The 22,326-nt window shown below is 64.2% G+C and carries 20 protein-coding genes and 1 tRNA gene; 9 read left to right on the plus strand and 12 right to left on the minus strand.

What is annotated here, in order from left to right:
* Positions 1–3 precede the first annotated feature (3 nt).
* From IZU87_RS00595 to IZU87_RS00615, 5 genes are all read right to left on the minus strand, one after another.
* On the minus strand, positions 4–348 hold the full coding sequence (locus tag IZU87_RS00595; protein ID WP_213113379.1) for a hypothetical protein: 345 nt from the start codon (positions 346–348) through the stop codon (positions 4–6).
* A 141-nt stretch (positions 349–489) separates the two neighbouring features.
* Positions 490–894: a dihydroneopterin triphosphate 2'-epimerase gene (gene folX, locus IZU87_RS00600; RefSeq protein ID WP_043332416.1), complete on the minus strand. Its 405-nt coding sequence runs from the start codon at positions 892–894 to the stop codon at positions 490–492.
* Positions 895–980: 86 nt separating this feature from the next.
* A complete protein-coding gene (folE, locus tag IZU87_RS00605) occupies positions 981–1,532 on the minus strand; it encodes a GTP cyclohydrolase I FolE (RefSeq protein ID WP_043332418.1) in 552 nt (183 codons plus the stop codon).
* A gap of 315 nt (positions 1,533–1,847) precedes the next feature.
* Positions 1,848–2,945, minus strand: coding sequence for a serine/threonine protein kinase (locus tag IZU87_RS00610; RefSeq protein WP_213113380.1), 1,098 nt, complete (start codon positions 2,943–2,945; stop codon positions 1,848–1,850).
* Between the two features lie 182 nt (positions 2,946–3,127).
* Complete coding sequence (locus tag IZU87_RS00615; RefSeq protein WP_213113381.1) at positions 3,128–3,739, minus strand: ComF family protein; 612 nt, start codon at positions 3,737–3,739, stop codon at positions 3,128–3,130.
* Between the two features lie 420 nt (positions 3,740–4,159).
* Between IZU87_RS00615 and bioB the strand changes: the two genes are divergently transcribed.
* The 6 genes from bioB to IZU87_RS00645 all read left to right on the plus strand — a co-directional run bounded on the left by bioB (position 4,160) and on the right by IZU87_RS00645 (position 9,438).
* Positions 4,160–5,338, plus strand: a complete 1,179-nt coding sequence (gene bioB / locus IZU87_RS00620) for a biotin synthase BioB (RefSeq protein ID WP_166019230.1) — start codon at positions 4,160–4,162, stop codon at positions 5,336–5,338.
* Positions 5,339–5,344: 6 nt separating this feature from the next.
* Positions 5,345–6,715 carry an aminotransferase class I/II-fold pyridoxal phosphate-dependent enzyme gene (locus tag IZU87_RS00625; protein WP_502711600.1) on the plus strand — a complete coding sequence of 457 codons (1,371 nt, stop codon included), beginning with the start codon at positions 5,345–5,347 and terminating at the stop codon, positions 6,713–6,715.
* Positions 6,712–7,551 carry an alpha/beta hydrolase family protein gene (locus IZU87_RS00630; protein ID WP_213113382.1) on the plus strand — a complete coding sequence of 280 codons (840 nt, stop codon included), beginning with the start codon at positions 6,712–6,714 and terminating at the stop codon, positions 7,549–7,551. Before IZU87_RS00625 ends, IZU87_RS00630 begins: the two co-directional genes overlap by 4 nt.
* Before the next feature lies 1 nt (position 7,552).
* Entirely contained in the window at positions 7,553–8,407 is an 855-nt protein-coding gene (locus IZU87_RS00635; protein ID WP_213113383.1) for a methyltransferase domain-containing protein, read from the plus strand.
* Positions 8,408–8,465: 58 nt separating this feature from the next.
* On the plus strand, positions 8,466–9,254 hold the full coding sequence (bioD, locus tag IZU87_RS00640; RefSeq protein ID WP_213113384.1) for a dethiobiotin synthase: 789 nt from the start codon (positions 8,466–8,468) through the stop codon (positions 9,252–9,254).
* Positions 9,255–9,353: 99 nt separating this feature from the next.
* Positions 9,354–9,438 (plus strand) — tRNA-Leu (locus IZU87_RS00645).
* Between the two features lie 270 nt (positions 9,439–9,708).
* Here IZU87_RS00645 and IZU87_RS00650 read toward each other — a convergent pair.
* Complete coding sequence (locus IZU87_RS00650; RefSeq protein ID WP_213113385.1) at positions 9,709–10,080, minus strand: hypothetical protein; 372 nt, start codon at positions 10,078–10,080, stop codon at positions 9,709–9,711.
* A 134-nt stretch (positions 10,081–10,214) separates the two neighbouring features.
* Positions 10,215–10,601, minus strand: a complete 387-nt coding sequence (locus tag IZU87_RS00655; RefSeq protein WP_249330358.1) for a YnfA family protein — start codon at positions 10,599–10,601, stop codon at positions 10,215–10,217.
* Positions 10,602–10,772: 171 nt separating this feature from the next.
* Here IZU87_RS00655 and IZU87_RS00660 point away from each other — a divergent pair, with 171 nt between their 5' ends.
* Together IZU87_RS00660 and IZU87_RS00665 are read left to right on the plus strand one after the other, a co-directional pair.
* The gene (locus tag IZU87_RS00660; RefSeq protein WP_153635215.1) at positions 10,773–11,225 is read left to right on the plus strand and encodes a GreA/GreB family elongation factor; all 453 of its coding nucleotides are present in this window, start codon (positions 10,773–10,775) and stop codon (positions 11,223–11,225) included.
* Positions 11,226–11,446: 221 nt separating this feature from the next.
* Positions 11,447–11,992 carry an Mpo1 family 2-hydroxy fatty acid dioxygenase gene (locus IZU87_RS00665; protein WP_213113386.1) on the plus strand — a complete coding sequence of 182 codons (546 nt, stop codon included), beginning with the start codon at positions 11,447–11,449 and terminating at the stop codon, positions 11,990–11,992.
* 184 nt (positions 11,993–12,176) lie between these two features.
* On the opposite strand, the gene IZU87_RS00670 is transcribed toward IZU87_RS00665, so the two are convergent.
* The 5 genes from IZU87_RS00670 to IZU87_RS00690 form a co-directional block, all read right to left on the minus strand.
* Complete coding sequence (locus IZU87_RS00670) at positions 12,177–14,006, minus strand: acyl-CoA dehydrogenase C-terminal domain-containing protein (RefSeq protein ID WP_213113387.1); 1,830 nt, start codon at positions 14,004–14,006, stop codon at positions 12,177–12,179.
* Positions 14,007–14,298: 292 nt separating this feature from the next.
* Entirely contained in the window at positions 14,299–15,096 is a 798-nt protein-coding gene (gene cobA / locus IZU87_RS00675; protein ID WP_279831896.1) for a uroporphyrinogen-III C-methyltransferase, read from the minus strand.
* Between the two features lie 671 nt (positions 15,097–15,767).
* On the minus strand, positions 15,768–17,045 hold the full coding sequence (serS, locus tag IZU87_RS00680) for a serine--tRNA ligase (protein WP_043332430.1): 1,278 nt from the start codon (positions 17,043–17,045) through the stop codon (positions 15,768–15,770).
* Between the two features lie 131 nt (positions 17,046–17,176).
* On the minus strand, positions 17,177–17,542 hold the full coding sequence (gene crcB, locus IZU87_RS00685; RefSeq protein WP_197738705.1) for a fluoride efflux transporter CrcB: 366 nt from the start codon (positions 17,540–17,542) through the stop codon (positions 17,177–17,179).
* A 267-nt stretch (positions 17,543–17,809) separates the two neighbouring features.
* Complete coding sequence (locus IZU87_RS00690) at positions 17,810–18,694, minus strand: hypothetical protein (protein ID WP_131431404.1); 885 nt, start codon at positions 18,692–18,694, stop codon at positions 17,810–17,812.
* 358 nt (positions 18,695–19,052) lie between these two features.
* Here IZU87_RS00690 and IZU87_RS00695 point away from each other — a divergent pair, with 358 nt between their 5' ends.
* On the plus strand, positions 19,053–22,310 hold the full coding sequence (locus tag IZU87_RS00695) for an FAD-binding and (Fe-S)-binding domain-containing protein (RefSeq protein WP_213113388.1): 3,258 nt from the start codon (positions 19,053–19,055) through the stop codon (positions 22,308–22,310).
* Positions 22,311–22,326 lie beyond the last annotated feature (16 nt).

The raw sequence follows: 22,326 nt of genomic DNA on the forward strand, positions 1-22,326 counted from the left end.
GCGCTAGATCCACAACCCTGCCAGTACTAGTACCACGATGGCCAGCCCGGCGAGCCACCAGCGCTTGCGCGTTGCCGGCCTGGCGGCGTCGGCCTTGGGCCCGGGCGCCTCGCCGGCCTCGCTCTCGGGCGGCATCGAGACGACTCGCCGCGCCTTCTGCTGCTTGATTCGCACATTGAAGACCTGCACTGCACGCCCGTCGCGAAGCTCGAAGTCCACCGCCAGTCCCGGCCCCGGCAAGCCACGCCCACGCCAGCCGACCAGATCGAAGGCGTGCTCACCGCCCTTCTCGTCCCGAATGGTGCCCTGCTGTTCTGCATCATCGAAATGGATGATTTCCCCGATCACATCATGTCTCCCGACTCTTCAGGCTTCTGCGCCTGACTTTCTCGATATCTGATCTTCTCGACATCTGACTTTCTCGACATCTGAGCTTCTCCACATCTGACTTTCTCGACACCTGAGCTTCTCAACGCCTGCCCCGGCTGACTAGTCATGCGCTTCGCGACTGTCCGACAGGGTGATGGACACCGAGTCAGAGAAGCGCAAGGCATGCGGCTTGTCGATCTCGACCTGCGCCGTCAGCACCTGTTCGTGCGCCATCACGATATCCAGCACCTCACGGGTCATGCGTTCGAGCAGCGCGAAGCGCCCTTCCTCGACATGACGGATCAACTGCTTGGTGATGGTGCGGTAATTGAGCGCTTCACTGATGTGATTGAACTGCACGGCGCGTGCCGCGCGATAGCGGATCACCACGTTGATCACGACATCCTGGCGGTTCTGGATCTCGTCTTCATTGATCCCGATATAGGTTCTCAGGCGCAGATTCTTGATGCGAATGGTGGCGAGATCGTGATCGAGATGTTCATCGTGCAAGGCATGCATCGGCATCGGCAGGGACTCCTGATCAAGGGAAACGCGCGAGATGACTCCCAGACAAGAACGCCGCCTCGAAAGGCGGCGTCTTCACTCTGCTGTCAGCTGATCAACGTCAGGAATTCCTGACGGGTCGGCTGATTGTCGCGGAAGGCGCCCAGCATCACGGACGTCTTCATGCTGGAATTCTGCTTTTCCACCCCACGCATCATCATGCACATGTGACGCGCTTCGACCACGACGGCCACACCACGTGCACCGGTGACCTGCTGAACGGCCTCGGCGATCTGCTTGGTGAGGTTTTCCTGGATCTGCATGCGACGCGAATACATGTCGACGATACGCGCGAACTTGGACAGACCGAGCACCTTGCCAGACGGCAGATAGGCGATGTGGCACTTGCCGATGAACGGCAGCAGGTGATGCTCGCACATCGAGTAAAGCTCGATGTCCTTGACCAGTACCATCTCGTCCGTATCGGAGGTGAAGACAGCGCCGTTGACGATCTCCTCCAACGACTGTTGATAGCCATGAGTCAGGTACTGCATGGCCTTGGCCGCGCGCTTGGGCGTATCCAGCAGGCCCTCACGCTCTGGATCCTCACCCAACGCGGTGATGATCTGGCGGTAGTGGTTGGCAATCTCTTCGGTCATCCGTTTGCCTATGGTATCGGTCAGGGGCGCGCACTAGCGCACGCATAGCAGGGGTAAAGCACAAAAGTCATACACAAGCGATCAGATGGCAAGAAATCGTATAACTTCGTGTTCAATGTCAGGGCCAGATTCTACCTCAGGCATGCCGTCAACGCAGGTCTGTTCACGCGATTGTCGTATCCATGCAACACATGCGCCCCCATCGGTAACCGATGGGGGCGCATGAAGGGGCGATGTCACTCACTTCGCCAAAGGGGCTCAGGCCTCGCGACGACCTTCAGGTCATGTCACGACTGCCAGCTCATGTCGCGACCGCTAGGCCAGCCAACGCGGCGCAGACAGCGCGACGCGCTGCTGTTCCAGGCTGCGAATGTGGTCGTCCCAGTAGCCCAGGCTCGCCACATGCGAGAAGGCCTGCGGGAAGGCGGGGTCCGACCAGCGCCGCACCACCCAGGCGCTGTGACGCACCATGCGCAGTGTGCGCAGGGTCTCGATCCACTTGAGCTCACTGCGATTGAACTCACAATGCTGCTCGTAGCCCTCCAGCACCTCGGACAGCTGCATGTGCAGCTCCGGGTCGCTCTGACCGGTCAACAGCATCCACAGGTCCTGCACCGCCGGGGCGCTCAGGCAGTCATCGAAGTCGACCAGCGCGAAGCTGTCATCACGCCCCAGCATGTTGCCGATGTGGCAGTCGCCGTGGGTACGGATCAGGGCGCTTTCCGGCCAGCTCTGCTCTGCGACCAACGGGCGCAATGCCTCGATGACGCGCTGGTAGCTGTCGCGCTGGCGCTCACTCAGCCAGTCGGAGGCCAGCACGCTGGCGCAGCTCTCTTCGAGAATCCGCAGCGGCGAGAGCGTCTCCCGCTCGCGGAACGCGCTCTTGCGCCCCACCGCGTGCACGCGACCGATCAGCTCACCCAGCTGATAGAGGTGCTCGGCAGATTCAAGCTCCGGCGCGCGCCCCACCACATGCGGGAAGAGAGCGAAGTCGAAGCCCTCGAATCGATGCAGCGTCTCGCCGACCTCGTTCGCCCACGCGGGCGCCCCCGGGACACCGGCCTCATCCAGCTCGGCCAGGAAGGCGTGCTCCTCGAGAATCTGGGCACGGCTCCAGCGCTCGGGGCGATAGAACTTGGCCACCCAGCGGCGTCGGTCATCATCGGCGAGATGGTAGACACGATTCTCGTAACTGTTCAGCGCGAACGGCTCGCCGGGCAACCAGAAGCCCAGCGATTCGACAGCGGCCACGACACGGTCCGGCGCGAGAGCATCGAAGGGATGAAAACGCGTGTCTCCGTGACCCTCTGGCGCGGATGTCGTCGACCAGGTGTTGCCATTGGAGCGCGCATCCAACTCGCGCGAGGTGCCGGAAGATTGCGAGTCATCGGGGGAAACAGGATCAATAGGCATGGCAATTCCTCGGGCATGGACCAGCAAACGGCTGCCGGACCTTGCATGCTATGAGATTAGACCCTCTGCACGCCAGTCTTCTCCCTGATTGACCCCGCCTGCCCGCTGAGTTCAACGCCCGTTTCGAGGCTCAGCCCCGGCGGCATGTGTCGGGCAGCTCTACTTCGTGTCGCGTTTGCGGGTCACAGCGCCCCGCGCAAGGCCAGGGGAGTCCGCGCCAGCACGCAGGCATCGACCTCACGGGCACCGGCTCGCAGGCAGGCCTGAGCAAGACTGTCGAGCGTCGCACCGCTGGTCATGACGTCATCGATCAGCAGCACGTGCTCGGGCAAGAGGCCGTCAATGTCATAACGCCCACGCTGGGCCTTCAGACGCCCGCGCCTATCCCGCAGGCGCTGATCCGGCGCCGCCCTGGCCACCGCGACTGACGCCTCGTGCGGCATGCGCCTGCCGCGCACCCGCGCCATATCCCGCGGATGGCCGGCGATGGCGGGGCTCAGCCCGCGACACAGCTCTGCCAGCGCATCATGGCCGCGCTGGCGACGACGATAGGCATCTGCCGGTACCAGCAGCACTGCACCGTGAGGATGTGTCTGGCGCCACTCGCGGCAGAAGTGCGCAAGCTCCAGCTGCATGAGTTGGCGCAACAGTCGCCCAGCGCGGCGCTGATGCTGGTCCTTGTAGCGCTGGAACAGCCCCGCCAGCAGCCCTTCATAACGCAGCGGCGCAAAGCAGCGCGCAAAGGCGGGTGGTGACGACAGGCACCGCGCACAGGCCTGCTGACTCAATGCCAATGAGGCGACAGGCTCAGCACAATGCGGACAGGCATGCTGATTGCGCGCGATTCTCGCCTCGCAGGCGTCGCACCACTCGCGGCGCGATGTCAGCTCTCGCTCATCAGGCGAGCGTGTCGGTAGAGAGGGAAATGAAGGGGGAGGTGAAACTGAAGCGCTCTGCCGTTCGGTCGCGCCGGGCATGGCTGTCGTCAGCTGACGCTGACAGAAGGCGCAGGGTCGCGACAGCTGCCAGTGGTCAACCAGCAGAGTTCTCATCGTTGACAGCGCCCGCGGAAACTCTATCATCTCAGTTAACCTGACCTTACTCGATGCGTTGACTGGCCACTTGCCAGCTCGGCTGCCGACTCCCGGACTCACCCACGGATGACCGGCTCAGCGCGCTCTCGCTCTGCCCGCCTGATGAAGGACCTCAAGCTCATGACCGTAGAAGCCTCCCGCGTGACCACACAAGCCACGAATATCCCTGCGCCTGCCGATGACAGCGTGGTACGCCATGACTGGAGCGTCGCGGAAATCGAGGCGCTGTTCGCCCTGCCCTTCAATGACCTGCTGTTCCGTGCCCAGCAGGTGCACCGCCAGCACTTCGATCCGAATGCGGTACAGGTCTCCACCCTGCTGTCGATCAAGACCGGCGCCTGCCCGGAAGACTGCAAGTACTGCCCGCAGTCCGGCCACTACAACACCGGTCTTGGCAAGGAAAAGCTGATGGAGATCGAGAAGGTGGTCGAGCAGGCACGTGCCGCCAAGGACGCCGGCGCCAGCCGCTTCTGCATGGGCGCGGCCTGGAAGAGCCCGCGTGAGCGCGACCTCGAAGTGGTCACCGAGATGGTGCGTCAGGTGAAGTCGTTGGGACTCGAGACCTGCATGACACTGGGCATGGTCGATACCGATCAGGCCAGAAAGCTCGCGGATGCCGGCCTCGACTACTACAACCACAATCTGGACACCTCACCGGAGTACTACGGCGAGATCATCACCACGCGCAGCTACAGCGAGCGCCTGGATACCCTGGCCAGCGTGCGCGAAGCCGGCATGAAGGTGTGCTCCGGCGGCATCCTCGGCATGGGCGAGACCACCACCGACCGCGCCGGCCTTCTGCGTCAGCTGGCCAATCTGGAGCCGCAGCCGGAATCGGTGCCGATCAACATGCTGGTCAAGGTGGCGGGCACGCCGCTGGAGAATGTCGATGACCTCGATCCCATCGAGTTCATCCGCGCCATCGCCGTAGCACGCATCATGATGCCGAAGAGCCACGTGCGCCTGTCCGCCGGCCGCGAGCAGATGGACGATTCCACCCAGGCACTGGCCTTCCTCGCCGGCGCCAACTCCATCTTCTATGGCGAGCGTCTGCTGACCACCGGCAACCCGCAGGCCAACCGTGACCGCGAGCTGTTCGAGCGCCTCGGCCTGCACCCGGAGACCCGCCAGGAAGTCGCCAGCGACGAAGTGCGCGAAGCCGCCCTGAAGGCCGCCATGGAAGAAAAGGCACGCGCCAATGTCGAGGGCAGCCTGTTCTATGACGCCACGCGCGAGGCGACGCCCGCCAGCAGCGAAGGCCAGGTGCGCGAACGCAAGCCCTGCGGCCTGGTGGTCTGATCGCTCGTGGCCACCGATACGCCCGCGCGCTCCAGCTCCCAGTCCAACGCCAGCTTCACGCATCTGGAGGACCTGCTCACTCAGCGTGAGCGGGTCGGCCGTTATCGCCGGCGCCTGACGCTGGATTCCCCCCAGGGCCCCCACGTCAGCCTCGCCGGGCAGGCTGCCGATGCAGGAATGCGCCCGCTGCTCAACTTAACCGCCAACGACTATCTGGGGCTGGCCAACCACCCGGCGCTAGTCGAGGCCGGCTGTCGCGCGGCGCGTGAATTCGGTGTCGGCAGCGGCAGCGCCCACCTGGTCAATGGCCACCAGAGCGCTCACCACCAGCTGGAGGCTCGCCTGGCCGAGTTGACCGGGCGGCCGCGCGCGTTGCTGTTCTCCACCGGTTTCATGGCCAATCTGGGCGTGATCGATGCGCTGGCGAGCGCCTCGCGCGAGGCCGGTCGCAGCCTCGAGATCTTCCATGATCGCCTCAATCACGCCAGCCTCCTCGACGGCGCGCGCCTGGCGTCCTCTGGCACCACTGCCGTTCGCTCGCGTCGCTTCCATCATCGCGATCTTGAGGACCTCGAGCGCCAGCTGACGCGCTCCCGGGCCGATGACAAGCTGGTGATCAGCGATGGCGTGTTCAGCATGGATGGCGACTGCGCCGATATCGCGGGCCTGAGCCAGGCCTGCGCCCGGCACGGCGCCTGGCTGATGATCGACGATGCCCACGGACTGGGCGTACTGGGCGAGCATGGCGAAGGCCTGGTCGGGCGCGATACCCCGCTGGCTGATGTGCCGGTATTGGTCGGTACCCTGGGCAAGGCGCTCGGCAGCAGCGGCGCCTTCGTCGCCGGCAACGAAGCGCTGATCGAGAGCCTGATCCAGCTGGCGCGCCCTTACATCTACACCACCGCCCAACCGCCGCATGTCGCCTCCGCTACCCTGGCGGCGCTGGAGATCGTCGCGCGCGAGCCGCAGCGCCGTGAGCAGTTGCAGGCCCGCGTGCAGCAGTTCCGTGAGGGTTGTACGCATCTGCTGGCGAGCAGTGGGCTCGCGCTCGGGCTGACGCCAGCCGACAGGGAAGCATCCTCTGCCGCGCTGACCCCGATCCAGCCGTTGACCCCGATTCAGCCGCTGATTCTGGGCAGCGAAGCGCGGGCCTTGGCCTGGAGCGCGGCACTGCGCGAGCGTGGCGTACTGGTCTCGGCCATCCGCCCGCCCACGGTGCCCGCCGGCAGCTCGCGCCTGCGCTTCACCTTCTCCGCCGAGCACACTGCCGAGGATATCGCGACACTGCTCGAGGCTCTCGAAGCGGTACTGGCAGCGGAAAAGGCCCAGTCCCGCTCGGCTTCCCCAACCATCAGCCCAGAAGGAGTCACGCCATGACGCTGACTCGTCTGGTGCTGTTCAGCGGCTGGGGCATCGATGCGCGCATCTGGCAGCCCTTGATCGCCTGCCTGCATGCACGCCTCGCTCACGTCACTGAGACAGATGAGCAGGCAGATGACGGGGCAGATAATGAGGCAGCTGACAAGGCAAAGAGTCGCCCGCTGGAGATCATCGCACCTGACTGGCCAGAAGAAGGCCCGCAGGCCGATTCACGGGCAGGCTCAGAACCGACTGCCTCGCACTCCTCACTGGGCGGCCCCGATACCCTGTGGCTGGGCTGGTCGCTGGGTGCCCTGCGGGCCGAGGCGCTGGCGAAGAAGCAGGCGCCGGCCGCCCTTGTCTCGCTGGCCATGGGGCCAAGCTTCATCGACCAGGCCGCAGCGGAGCAGATGATTCCCGCCCTGGCACCAGAGGTGCTGGAGGACTTCCGCGCAGCCTTCGCGCGCAACCCTGCCGCCAGCTGGCAACACTTTCTGCGCTGGCAGGCCAGTGGTGAGGCCTCTGCGCGTGACTGCCTCAGACAATTGCGCGAACTGATCGGTCGTCACCCCGTCAGTCGCGAAGCGGTGCTGGCGACAGGACTGGCGGAACTGGCCAGCCGCCAGATGTCGCTGGCACCTCAATCAGAGTTACCGCTCGAATTCTGGCTCGGCAAGCAGGACCCGCTACTGGCACCGGGCCTGAGTGCGGCGCTGCGCGCACAGGGCCAGGCGGTCGCGGAATTCGAGGGCGGCCACTGCCTGCCATTGAGCGCGACCGAGGCGCTTGCCGATGCCCTGCTCACGCGCATGGGCCTCGCCACCCACGTCACGCACATCAGCGAGGATGCCTGAGATGTCGATTGCCGTCAGCGTGCCGCCCGCAGAGCTTGCAACGCCCCCGCTCACGCCTGCCACGAGCCGTCAGCAGGTTGCCCGCGCCTTTGATCGCGGCGCTGCCGACTACCTCACGCTGGCGCAGGCGCAGCACGCCATGGCGGCCACCCTGTTCGCCTCGCTCCCTGAGCGGCTGCCGGCCGATGCCCGTGTGCTCGATCTCGGTTGTGGGCCCGGACATTGGACCCTCGAACTGGCGCAGCGCTACTCTGGGGCTTGCTGCATGGGGCTGGATCTCTCGCTTGAGATGCTGCGTGAAGCCGCACACCAGACGAGCGAGCTTGCGAGTGGCAGCCCTGAACGCCTGCACTGGCTACGCGCCGATGCCGAGCGCCTGCCACTGGCCGATGCGAGTCTGGACCTGGTGTTCTCGAGCCTCGCCGTGCAATGGTGCGACAGCCCTCGGCAATGGCTCGCGGAATTGTCACGCACCTTGAAACCCGGCGCTCGAGCGCACATCAACACCTTGGGGCCCGGCACCCTCAAGGAAGTACGCCATGCCTGGCAGCGCGCGGATGATTCCGTGCGTCACTTCCCCAGCGCCGCCCATCTTGCACGCCATGCAGAAGCCGCCGGATTGCGCTGCCACTGGCAGTTACGCCCGCGGATATTTCACTATCCCGATGTCGCCGCGGTCATGGCCTCGATCAAGGGCATCGGGGCACAGACCGCCACTGGCCGGCGTCTGACACGTGCCGAGGTGCAGCAGGCCAAGGCGCGGCATGAAACGTTGCGTACCGCGAAGGGATTGCCTGTAAGCTATCAAGTCATTGAACTTGTGCTCGAAAAACCGTTCAGAATTGCGTACGGATAACACTGATACTTTGCTTGAAGGCAATTACCTGCCTCGCTCGGATACAATGAAAACTGATATGAAAACCGCGGACAGCTCGTCACGGGACACTGCTTTGCCTGCGCGAGCCGAACATGGCATCGCCGCCTTCGTGACCGGTACCGATACCGAAATCGGCAAGACCTTCATCGCCAGCGCCCTGCTGGCACGTGCTCGCCTGCGCGGCCTGACCACGCTGGGCCTCAAGCCCGTGGCCTCTGACTGCTTCGAGAATCACGATGGTCTGGTCAACGCCGACGCCCTGTCATTGCAGGCGCAGTGCGAACCGGAAGCGGAGTATGAAAGCATCAATCCCTGGCGCTTCGCGCCGGCCATCGCGCCGCACATTGCCGCGCGTCAGGTGGGTGTCAGTCTCGAGGTGGCGAAGATCGCGGCGCATGTGCGGGGCCAGCAGACAAGCGCACCGCGCGACCTGCTGCTGGTGGAAGGCGCTGGCGGCTGGCGGGTACCGCTGAATGACGATGAGGATTTCTCGGACCTGGCCATCGAGCTGGGCTTGCCGGTGATTCTGGTCGTCGGGCTACGCCTGGGCTGCATCAATCATGCGCGCCTGACGCTTGAGGCCATCGAGCGCGATGGGCTGGAGATCGCCGGCTACGTCATCAACCATCTGGAAGCGGATATCGAGGTCAGCGAAGACAACATGGCAACCTTGTCACGCACGCTGCGAGCCCCCTGCCTGGGGGTCGTTCCGTGGATGTGCGATGAAGATCTCTCCAATACACGCCACGCCGCCGAGCGCGCCGCCAGCTATCTGCAACTGCCCTGCGGGCTGGAATCACGCAGCGTGCATGTCGTACAGGAGTGAGGCGCTGAAGGCGCAGCACAAGGCGGGGAATTTCAGGGGATAATCGACACAAGCGATTGACTTGAAAGGCGTCACAGGTAAAATGCAGCCCTGCTTCTCGCGGAAGTGGTGGAATTGGTAGACACGCCAGATTTAGGTTCTGGTGCCGCAAGGTGTGGGGGTTCGAGTCCCCCCTTCCGCACCATCAGCATACTCTGCTGATGCTCCCCAGCTGCCTCGCGCAGTCAGCAAGTCCTCCCGCTTTTGTCTGTCGTGCATGCGTCGTGTCATCTGATGCCTTCTGCTCCCATCATCATTGTCAGTGCCTTCCCGTCGGTTGCTGGACCCGCGTCTTTCCCGCTCTCTGCGTTACGCTGCTTTGCAAACAACCTGCTCTACGCTCTCCTGCTTTACGTTCCTCTGCCTTGCGCCCCCGGTCGATCTGCGGTGCGGCATTCGCGCGTCTGGACGAACCTCAGCGTCGTCTTAGGCTGTCCTGCAGATTGGCCAGGCTGACACGCGCCTGATCCAGCAACAGCTGGCGCTCTTCACGGTCATGATGTGCGGCATGCGCCGCGGCGAGTTGCAGGTTCACGTATTCGATTCCACTGGTGAAACGATAGAACTCGCGACGCGAGGCCACCTGGCGAAAGGCGTCGAGCAGCGAGGGATCAAGTGCCAGCCGCTCACCACGCGCAACGCCTGGCTCCGCCTCCACCAATGCCGATAGCAGTGGATGCACGGCCTGATTCCATTCCTCTCTGCGCGGCCGCCAGCGACCGAGCCAGAAGCCGATGAAACCGCCGATGCCAAGGCCGCCCAGCCCCCATAACCATTCCCACTGCATGCTGGTGCCTCATTGCGTCAGATCGAATCCCGAGGGTCATTGCCTCATCCTGGCGCAGTATACCCAACAATGAGCGCCCTCATGCTCAACGCCCGACATATTTAATAAAATACTAATAAACAAGACATTTGCGCTCATTGCGCACGGGCGCCCAGCACGATGATGGCGCTGCCCGCCAGGCAGACCAGTGTCCCCAGCAGGTCCCAGCGACTGGGCAACTGCTGCTCGATCAGCCACAGCCAGGCCACTGACGCGGCGATATAGACGCCGCCATAGACGGCAAAGGCGCGCCCGGCGTGACTGACGTCGACCAGTGAAAGCAGCCAGGCGAACAGCGCCAGACTGAGTATGCCGGGAATCAGCCAGCCGGGGCTGCGTTCCAGTTTCCACCAGGCCCAGAAACTGAAGCAGCCGGCGATCTCGGCGAGCGCCGCCAGCGGATATATCCAGAGAATCGACATCGATGAGTCTCGCGTGAGGTTGGCAGCCCTGGATGACAGCGCCATGAAAGTTGTCGGCATCAGACGACTCCCGCACCCCGTCAAAAGCCGCTAGGATTAATTAGCGGACAATCCATGGACAATCACGGCCGATGGATTCCCTGTCCGTCTCTCCGTATTGACCAAGCCAGGATTGGCGCCGTCTTGCTGCGCATGATATCGCGCAGTGACTCGATAACAAGGAACCCCACGATGACTCGGCAACGACTGATCATCAACCGCCTGGATGCTGACCGCCTCCAGCGCCTGATCGACGCTCAGCAACACGATGATGAGCTGTCCCTTCGCCTCGAAAGCCGCCTGATCCAGGCAGAGATCGTGCCCCCCGATGACTTCCCCGAAGACCGCGTCAGCATGCGCAGCCGCCTGCGCCTCAAGGGGTCGCGCTCCGGCGATAGCGAGCTGACACTGCACTACCCTACCCCGGAGGATGGTGAGTGCATGTCGCTGCGCAGCCACCTGCCGCAACCCGAAGAGCAAGAGACCTCACTGGCGCTGTGCATCATGTCGCCACTGGGCATCGCGCTGCTGGGAATGGCGGTCGGCGAGCAGATCACGCTGCCCCGGGAAGATGGCCAGAGTGACGTCATCCGTCTGGAAGCCATCCTGCATCAGCCGGAAGCCTGCGGTCAGTTCCATCTCTGAAGGGCCAGGGCCACTTGATCCACGCCTGAAAAGTGCCGGGTTCGACAGTCAGCCCTGTGCTGACACAGGCTGTCCGCGTGGCAATACGCTACGCTGACAGGAGCCAGCAGGGTTGCCGGACCCTGCTGGCTCACGCCATTGCTCCTTGACATAACACGCCATCGATCCCGCTGCGCACCTGCGCATGCGGGCATTTTCAATGTCTGTCTGGAGAATGCCTCATGGGTATATTATCGCACCCTCATATCAAGACAGCCGCTCACCGGCGCCTGCATGAAGCTCTCGAGCACTACGCGGCCAGTCATCAGCATCGTGAGAACATCCGCATGCATCTTGTCTGCGTGCCTGTCATCTTCACTGCCAGCTTGATCCTGCTGTGGAGACTGCTCGGGGGGCAGGGGCTATCGAGTGAACCGGGGCTGGGTGTGTGGATGTTGCCCGGTGGCGTGGTCACCCTGGCGGTCCTGGCCGTCTATGCGCGCTTCTCCCTCAGGGTACTTGGCGTGATGGCCGCCTGGGCCCTGGCAAGCCTGGCGCTGATGTTCGTGATGCTCGGGCTCAACTGGCCGGTGACACCGATGATGCTGGCAGCCTTCGTGGTCGCCTGGATCGGTCAGGTCGTCGGCCATCGGATCGAGGGCCGCAAACCGGCCTTCCTCGATGACCTGCGTCAGCTGCTGATCGGCCCGCTGTTCGTGCTGGTCGAGCTGTTCCCCGCCATGCGTGACTGGCTGCTGAAGCAGGATGAGCCAAGCGAGCGGTCATGAGCGGGCCTGTAAGCATGCAAGCTTGCCGACACGGCCCGATGGACAGGAACTCAGACAACACACAAAAAAGCCCAGCGACCTGACACGGTCGCTGGGCTTTTCCTATGGCGCTACTGACGGTCACGGTATCTTGTGACTTGTGACTTGTGACTTGTGACTTGTGACTTGTGTCTTGTGGCTTGCGTCATTGCTCCGGCGCGAAATCCTCGAGGCTGAAGGCCATCAATGGCGCGGCACCAGCGCTGATCTGGGCTTCCAGGGCGACGGCGCGCGGCAGCACGCGTGCCACGAAGTACTCCCCGAGCGCCAGCTTGCGGCGATAGAAGCCCTCACCGCTGGCACCTGCTTGCGCCAGTCCACGCGCCGCAGCACGCGCCATGCGCAGCCACAGATAGCTGTAGACACACAGCCCTGCCAGATTGAGGTAGTCACAAGCCGCCGCGCCCAGCTCTTCCGGGTTGTCATCGGCGCGGGCCAGCAACTGCTCCGACACTCGTTCCAGGCGCGCAAGCTCCGTCTTGCAGGCCTCGGCGAACGGGCGGGTCTGGGCGTCGTCGGCCTGACGCTCAAGCTCGGCTCGCACCAGGGCGGCAAAGCTCGCCACATGGGCACCACGATTGCGGTAGAGCTTGCGCCCGACCAGATCCATCGCCTGAATGCCGTTGGTGCCTTCGTAGATCATCGCGATGCGTGCATCGCGCACGTACTGCTCGGCGCCCCACTCCACGCAGTAGCCATTGCCACCATAGAGCTGCTGCGCCATGACGGTGGCATCGAAGCCACGGTCGGTCAGCAGCGCCTTGGCGATCGGCGTCATAAATTGCACCAGCGCATCCGCGTCGGCCTTCACCGCGTCATCGGCGTGATATTTGACGCGGTCCAGCTGCTGGCCCACGAAGACGGCAAAGGCCCGCCCGGTCTCGTTCCAGACGCGCACCTCAAGCGCCATGCGGCGCACGTCAGGATGCACCAGAATCGGGTCGGCCGGCTTGTCGGGCGCCTTGGCGCCTGTCGGTGCCCGGCTCTGCAGACGCTCGGCGGCGAAGTCCATCGCGCTCTGATAGGCCACCTCGCCCAGCCCCAGCCCCTGCAGACCGATGGAGAGACGCTCGTAGTTCATCATGGTGAACATCGCCGCCAGCCCCTGATGCGGCTCGCCGATCAGCACGCCTTCGGCGCCGTCGAAGTTCATCACGCAGGTCGCGCTGCCCTTGATGCCCATCTTGTGTTCGATGGAGCCACAGCTGACCGCATTCGGTGTCGTCGGCTGGCCGTCGGCATCAAGCAAATGCTTGGAGACCAGAAACAGTGAGATGCCGCGCGTGCCCGGCGGCGCATCCGGCAGCTTGGCAAGCACCAGATGCACGATGTTGTCGACCATGTCGTGCTCGCCGCCGGTGATCCAGATCTTGGTGCCGGTGAGGCGATAGCGCGGCAGTCCCAACAGCGGGTCATCGCCTTCGATGGGTTCGGCACGGGTGCGAATCAGGCCGAGGTCCGTGCCGCAATGCGGCTCGGTCAGACACATGGTGCCCAGCCAGTCGCCGGCATACATGCGCGGCAGAAACACCTGCTTGACGGACTCCGGCGCGTGGCTATCCACCGCCAGGCAGGCACCGGCATTCAGTGCCGGATAGAGCGCGAAGCTGGTATTGGTGGCGTAGAGCATCTCTTCAAACGCCACGGTGAGCATCTTGGGCATGCCCTGGCCACCGTATTCAGGATTGCCGCCCAGTCCCATCCAGCCGCCTTCGGCGAGCACCCGATAGGCCTCCTTGAAGCCCTTGGGTGTCGTGACGTGGCCATTCTCGAAACGCGCGCCCTCGGCGTCACCACTCAGGTTGAGCGGCAGCAGCTCGGCCTGGGTCACGCGCGCACCTTCCTCGAGAATCGCCTCGGCCAGCTCGACATTCACCTCTTCGGTGGCTGCCATGCCCGCCCATTCCTGCTCGGCGGCGAACACCTCATCGAGAATGAAGCGTGCATCCTTGAGTGGCGCCTGATACTTGGCCATATCACTGTCCTCACTGACTCATGTGCTAAGGGCTTTCGCGAAAGACTTGCCTCTCACCCCGTGATGAACGACGGGCTTCGCTCAGCAGAATTCAAACGATTGCTTGAAACAATAGGCGCAATCAGATGCCACGTCATCTCGACCTTGGCCCAAGAGCCGCCCGGCCATGCGCCAGCACGATGATCAGGCCCGCGACAACCCGTCCAACAACGCAAGACGCCGCCCGGGGTTACCGAGGCGGCGTCTGGTCACTGCTCATGTCGCTGCTTTTAGCGCTTTCGCTACGGTCGCTCTAGACCGATACCACATTGGCCAGTGGCGTCGGGTGCTTGCCATCTTCCCACCCCAGGCTGCTGTTGGCATTCGGCGAGAACCACTTGAGCGAATCGTGCAGCTTGACCACATCCCCGACGATGATCAGCGTCGGCGGCTTGAGGCCCTGACCGGCGATCTGCGCCGGCATGTCCGCCAGCGTTGCCACATGCACACGCTGACGCGCGGTGGTGCCCTGCTCGACCAGCGCGATCGGCGTGGACGCCGCCAGACCATTGGCGATCAACTGCTCGCAGATCAGTCCCAGGCTGCCGAGCCCCATGTAGAAGACCAGCGTCTGGGCCGGACGCGCCAGCGCCTCCCAATCCAGGTCACAGCTGCCATCCTTCAAGTGGCCGGTGACGAAGCGCACCGACTGGGCGTGGTCGCGATGAGTCAACGGGATACCCGCGTAAGCCGCGCAACCGGAAGCCGCCGTGATGCCCGGCACCACCTCGAAGCTGATGCCGGCGCCGGCCAGGGTCTCGAGCTCTTCCCCGCCGCGCCCGAAGATGAAGGCGTCACCGCCCTTCAAGCGCACCACGCGATGCCCGGCGCGGGCGTAATCCACCAGCGCCTGATTGATGCCTTCCTGCGGCACACTGTGATCGCTGCGCGCCTTGCCGACATACAGGCGACGCGCCTCCGGATTGGCCAGCGCCAGAATCTCGTGACTGACCAGGCGATCGTGAATGATGACATCGGCCTGCTGCAGATGGCGCAGCGCCTTGAGCGTCAGCAGCTCCGGATCACCCGGCCCCGCGCTGACCAACGCCACCTGGCCATGCGTGCCCGTGAAGCGGTCCTCCTCCTTCACGGGCAACACCGCCTCCCCTGCCACCAGACGCGGCGGCAGGCGCACGCTGGAGTCCCGGGGGTGGCTCGGCGCGAACACCATCACGTGCTGCTCGCGCGCATGACGCAGGATGCCGCGATCGCGCCCTTCGCTGCCGGTGGCGACCAGCCATAGCTGGCCGGGGGCCGGCACGGGCAACAGGGTATCGGCAACCTCCCAACCTTCACGACCACACAGGGTCTCCAGCATCGGCATGCGGGCATCGCCGTAGACACACAGGTCTGCACCGAGGCCGGCGAAACGCTCGGCCAGCGCGACAGCCTCCTGGCCGCCACCGATCAGGCACAGCTGGAGACGTGAGGGGTCACAGGAGAGATTGAGAAATTCCATGGGGCACATCCACAAACGCGGCGAGGCTGGGGAGCAGCCTTCGATGGGTCGCATTTTAGAGCATAAGAACCACTCTCTAAAATAACCAATAAGAATAACAACCCTGGCGCTACGTTGTAGTCACGCAGAGGAAATAACGAGTGAGGGAATAACGAGTGGTGCGATCGGGCGGGGCCTCTGTCTCCGCGATAAACGAAGGCCCCCGCTTCCATGGGAAAGCGGGGGCCTTGACTACGCGAATCCACTACGGCGATTCACGCACCTCAGACGTTGATGGTTTCCACCCCGCCCATGTAGCCACGCAGCGCCTGCGGCACAGTGATGGAGCCATCGGCGTTCTGATGGTTTTCCAGCACGGCGACCAGGCAGCGACCCACGGCCAGACCGGACCCATTCAGGGTATGCACCAGCTGCGGCTTCTTCTGGCCTTCGACACGCACACGCGCCTGCATGCGGCGCGCCTGGAAGTCACGGCAGTTGGAGATGGAGGAGATCTCGCGGTAGGTCGCCTGACTCGGCAGCCAGACTTCCAGGTCATAGGTCTTGGCGGCGGCAAAGCCCATGTCGCCGGTGCACAGGGTCACGGCACGGTACGGCAGTTCCAGCGCCTGCAGGATGGCTTCGGCGTGGCCGCGCATCTCTTCGAGGGCTTCGTCGCTCTTCTCCGCCGCGACGACCTGCACCATCTCGACCTTGTCGAACTGGTGCTGGCGAATCATGCCGCGGGTATCCCGGCCATAGGCACCGGCTTCACTGCGGAAGCACGGGGTATGGGCGGTGAACTTGAGCGGCAGACTGCCGGCGTCGATGATCTCGTCGCGCACCATGTTGGTCAGCGGTACTTCGGCGGTCGGGATCAGGAAGAAATCACGATCGTCGTTGAGCTTGAACAGGTCTTCCTCGAACTTGGGCAGCTGGCTGGTGCCCATCAGGGAATCGCGGTTGACGATATAGGGCACGTAATATTCTTCGTAGCCATGCTCCAGCGTCTGCTTGTCGAGCATGAACTGCACCAGCGCACGATGCAGGCGCGCGATGGAGCCATGCATCACGGCGAAGCGTGAACCGGTGATCTTGACCGCCAGTTCGAAGTCCAGCTGGCCCTTGAGCTCACCGAGGTCGACATGGTCACGCACGTCGAAATCGAATTCACGCGGCGTGCCCCAGCGGTGCAGCTCGACGTTGTCGCTTTCGTCAGCGCCTTCCGGCACTTCGGCGTCCGGCAGGTTCGGCAGGCTGGCCGCCATGGCGTCGGCCTTGGCCTGCAGCTCATTGAGCTCGGACTTGGCGGCGTCGAGACGCTCGCCCAGATCACTGACTTCCGCCAGCAGCGGCGCGATGTCTTCGCCGCGTGCCTTGGCATTACCGATGGACTTGGAGCGGGTGTTGCGCTCGTTCTGCAGGGATTCCGTCTCGACCTGCAGGTCACGGCGGCGCGCTTCCAGCGCGGCAAAGGCTTCGGTATCCAGCTGATAGCCACGACGTGCGAGGCGCTCGGCAGTCGCTTCAAGATCAGCGCGCAGAAGTTTCGGGTCCAGCATGTGGGAAGGCTCTCTCGTCGGATCACTCAGGCCGCATCGCGGCGCGGAAAGGTTATGCGCACTAGTCTACCTCAGCCATGCCCTGCTTCGCAGCCGCCCAGGCGACAGGAGGACGCGCCCGGGCGCGAGAATCACAGCAGGACGCGTGCGATCTTCATGCCCAGCGCGACCATGCCCAGACACGCCACCACACTGACGGCGACATAGACCAGCCCCGCCAGCATGCGTCCGCTCATCATCAGATTGAGCGCCTCGAGGGCAAAGGTGGAGAAGGTGGTGAAGGCGCCGGTGAAGCCGGCCACCATGATCGCCTGCCAGACGGGAGCCAGCTTGAGCTCCTGGGTCACCCAGATGAACAGGAACCCCATCAAACAGCTGCCGATCAGATTGACGCCGAGGGTCCCCCACGGGAAACCGCGCCCGGCGGCGCCGACGATCCAACCACTGACAAGATACCGTCCCAGCGCCCCGATGGCGCCGCCCGCTGCTACTGCCAACCAGGTTCCCATGTGCCTTGTATGCCCCGTGCTCGATTCAATGCGAGTTGAGTGCTGCGCTACGCCATGGATCGGCCGCCAGCCACTCTGGCACCCGAGGGTGCCGCCTAGCGCTCCATTGTAGGAAAATCGCCAGCCACGGGGAATCCACGACTCTCGAAAGGCAGGTTGAACAAAGCACGACACCCGCGATGCGCCTCCTGACCAATGGGCATCGCGGGTGTCTGAGGGTGGCTGAGAGCGGAAGGCATCAGGCGGAAGAGCGACTCATTCACTGCCGGGTGACGCACTGCCCTGCTCGATCTCCGCGCGCAGTTGCTCCAGCACATGCTGCCATTGGCGGTGTGCGCCCTCCTTGCCCCCCAACTGCTCCAGGCCACGTGCCGTCCAGGTGCCGGGGGTGCCGATACGCGAGGCAAGCTCGCCGGGCGGGGTATCGGGGTGGGCTTCCATCAAGGCCAGCGCATCACGCAACTGCGCCATCAGCAACAGGCGCGCCTGGGGGCCGCTCATGCCGGGCACCGTCTGGAACCAGTCGAGCAACGCCTGCTGTTGCGCCATCTGCCAGGCATTCACGCAGACCGCCAGCATGCTGGCCTCGAAGGCCGCTTCATCATCGAAGGCGATGATCTGCCGGACCGCCGGCCCGAGCAGGTCGCGCGTCAGCGGGTCTTCCGGATAGAGCGTGAGGGCGCTCTGCCCTTCACAGACCGCCAGCCCCGTCATCACCCGCACCACTCGCGCCGGCGCGAACCAGCGCTGCAGCTGCTGCAGTGGCACGCCGGCCGCCAGCACCATCAGGTGATGGTCCTTGCTCAGTGCGTGGCTTTCACGCAGCTCACTTGCCAGCGCCTCGAGCTGCTCTGGTCGCACCCCGACCAGCAGGCACAGGCTCGATTCACACACCGCGACATTGCTTACGTGGCGGATGGCACCGAAACGCCAGCCCAGACGGTGACTGCGCACGTCGTTGCGCGGTGAGAGGTGGAATTCCAGATCATGCCGCGAGCGGCCTTCGCGCTGACAACCGCGCGCCAACGCGACCAGCAATGACTCCGCCAACTCCCCCACCCCCAGCACTCCCAATCGCGTGGGCGGCTGGCGAGACTCGCGATGACAGGTGGAGGTCGAGGAATAGGTGGACGATGCCATGAGCTAACTCCTGATGACTCAGCGGAAGAGGGAAGACAGCTTCAAGGGAAGAAACGGAGGGGATACGCCATGACGGCCTGCCTTGCGATGGCTGACGGTACCACTGAAGCGGCGACTGACGCCTGACAATCGCCCGCAGCATGTGCACATCATCCCCCTTGTTGCTTGCATTCGGGCGCACACGCCTTGGTTTGATGACTCCTCACAGCGTAGTCATTCCTCACTCCTTTCACCTGAATTCCCGTCTCGCGAGTGACGCAATGCCGCGCTGGGCTGGGGCCACACGCCCAGCTCAGGTAAGCTTAGGCCCATTGGCCCTGGATGCCTGCCTGACGCGACTCACTGCCCGAGCGAGATCATGACCGAACGCCTGCTGGATATGCCCGCCCCCGTCGATTCCCTCTATCTGGACTTCCTGGCTGCCCTGCGAGATGCAGGCTTTGCCGGTGACATCAGTCCGGACTACGCCAACCGCACCGTGTTGTCGACCGACAACTCGCTCTATCAGGTGCTGCCTCAGGCCGTGGTCTACCCGCGCCATGCCGAGGATGTCCAGCGCATCGCGCGCCTCTCCCACGAGCCACGCTTTTCGGGCGTCACCCTGGCGCCACGCGGCGGCGGTACCGGCACCAATGGCCAGTCGCTCAATGACGGCGTGCTGGTGGATGTCTCGCGGCACATGAACCGCATTCTCGAGATCGATGTCGAGAACCGCCGCGTGCGCGTCGAGGCCGGCGTGGTGAAGGACCAACTGAATGCCGCGCTCAAGCCGCATGGCCTGTTCTTCGCCCCGGAGCTCTCGACCTCCAACCGCGCCACCATTGGCGGCATGATCAATACCGATGCCTCCGGTCAGGGCAGCTGCGAATACGGCAAGACGCGTGACCACGTGCTGGCGCTCGACAGCGTTCTGCTCGACGGGACACGACTGTCGAGCCATGCCATCGATGATGCCGAGCTCGAGACACTGTGTGCACGTGAGGATCGCGTTGGTGAGGTCTACCGCACCGCACGTGCGATCGCCGATGAGCGCGCCGAGGAAATCGCCGACATCTTCCCGCCGCTCAACCGCTGCCTGACCGGCTACGACCTCGCCCACCTGCGCGAGGCCGATGGGCGTTTCAACCTCAACAGCCTGCTGTGCGGCGCCGAGGGCACGCTGGGCTTCGTGGTCGAGGCCGAGCTGAATGCGCTGCCCATCGCGCCCTGCTCGACGCTGATCAACCTGCGCTACGCAAGCTTCATGGACGCACTGCGCGACGCCAAGGCACTGATGGCGGTCGAGGGCAATCGCCCGACCTCCATCGAGACGGTGGATGACACCGTGCTCAACCTCGCCATGCAGGACTTCGTGTGGGACAGCGTCGAGGAATTCTTCCCGGCCAGCGCCGAAGGCACCCCGGCCATCGGCGGCATCAACCTGATCGAATTCAATGCCGACAGCGAAGAGGTGCTGGATGCCAAGGTCCGCGCCTTCAGCGAGCACCTGGCCAGCGATACCAGCGTCGAGCGTCTCGGCTTCACCGAAGCCCGTGGTCGCGCGCAGATCGGTCGTGTCTATGGCATGCGCAAGCGCTCGGTGGGCCTGCTGGGCAATGTCGACGGCGAAGCCCGCCCGCTGCCCTTCGTCGAGGACACCGCCGTCCCGCCGGAGCATCTGGCCGATTACATCGCCGAATTCCGCGCCGCGCTGGATGCCCGTGGCCTGCGCTATGGCATGTTCGGTCATGTCGATGCCGGCGTGCTGCACGTGCGCCCGGCGTTGGACATGAAGGACCCCGCCCAGCAGGCGATGATCCGCGAGATCTCCGATGAGGTCGCCGCCCTCACCCACAAGTACGGTGGTCTGCTGTGGGGCGAGCACGGCAAGGGCGTGCGCTCCGAGTACTCGCCACGCTTCTTCGGCAGCCTCTACGGCGCGCTGCAGGATGTGAAGGCGGCCTTTGACCCGCACAACCAGCTCAATCCGGGCAAGATCGCCTCCCCGCGCCTGTCAGTGGCGCTGGTCGACGACGCAAGCACGAGTGACGCGGGCGCCAGCGAAGGGGGCAGCGAAGGGGGCAGCGAAGAGGGCAGCGAGAGCGACAAGCGTGATCACGCTGACAGCGCCGTCGAGGCCTTCGATCCCCGCTTGATGCGCATCGATGACGTGACCATGCGCGGCGATCTCGACCGTCAGATCGATGAGCGCGTGTGGCAGGAATACGCCAGCGCCGTCTACTGCAACGGCAATGGCGCCTGCTACAACTACGACCCCAACGACGCCATGTGCCCGTCGTGGAAGGCGACTCGCCAGCGCATCCACTCGCCCAAGGGGCGTGCCAGTCTGATGCGTGAATGGCTGCGCCTGGAAGGCAACGCCGGACGCGACGTGATCGCCGAAGCCCAGGCTGCGCGTACCCCGGGCCTCAAGGGCACCGGCATGTGGCTGGCGCGTCTGCCGGCGCGCATCAGCGCCTCGCTCAAGGCACGCCGTGCCGGCACCGCACAGACTGAGGGTCAGTCTGACGCCAACTTCGACCAGCAGGTCTACGACGCCATGTCCGGCTGCCTGGCGTGCAAGTCCTGCGCGGGCCAGTGCCCGATCAAGGTCAACGTGCCCGATTTCCGCAGCCGCTTCCTTGAGGTCTATCACCATCGTTATCAGCGTCCGCTGCGCGATTACCTGATCGGCAGCCTCGAATTCGTGCTGCCGTGGGCCGAGCGCGTCACGCCGCTCTATAACGGCCTGCTGGCCAACAAGCTGGTCAGTCGTCTGCTGGAAGGCCCGATCGGCATGGTCGATGCGCCGCGCCTGTCACGTGCCAGCCTGCGCAGACAGCTCAAGAGCTGGGGCGTGTCCGAGGCGACGCCGACCCAGCTGGGCCGCCTGACCGAGTCCCAGAAGGCCAGAAGCGTGATCCTGGTGCAGGACGCCTTCACCAGTCACTTCGAGGCCCAGCTGGTGATCGACATCATCGAGCTGCTGTCGCGGCTCGACATCCATGTCTTCGTCGCGCCCTTTGCCCCCAACGGCAAGCCGCTGCAGGTGCAGGGCTTCAGCGGCGCCTTCCAGCGTACCGCGCGTGCCCAGGCCGAGCGTCTCAAGGCGATCGCCGACTTCGGCGTGCCGCTGGTCGGCATCGACCCGGCGATGACCCTGACCTATCGTCAGGAGTACGTGAAGACCCTCGGCCCGGACGCGGTGCCCGATGTCCTGCTGCTGCAGGAATGGCTGATCAGCCTGCGCAAGCTGCTGCCGGTCGGCGTCACCAAGACGGTGCTGGGCAAGATGGACCCGGGCATGAAGCTTCTGAGCCACTGCACCGAGAGCACCAATGCCCCGGGCTCGGCCAAGGCCTGGCAGCAGGTCTACTCCGCCTTCGGCCTCAAGCTCGAGACCATCGCCACCGGCTGCTGCGGCATGTCCGGTACCTACGGCCACGAAGCGCGCAATCTCGAGACCTCGCGTGCCATCTATGACCTGTCGTGGAAGGCCGTGGTCGAAGACGACGCCAATCAGGGCAAGCTGGTCGCCAGTGGCTACTCGTGCCGCAGTCAGAGCAAGCGCTTCTCCGGCAGCCAGTTGCCGCATCCGCTGCAGGCATTGCTGCCGCTGCTGCGTCGCGCCCAATGAGTGATCGCATCTGCCC

Origin of the sequence: Cobetia sp. MC34 (assembly GCF_018340035.1) — a bacterium.
Taxonomy (GTDB): domain Bacteria; phylum Pseudomonadota; class Gammaproteobacteria; order Pseudomonadales; family Halomonadaceae; genus Cobetia; species Cobetia amphilecti.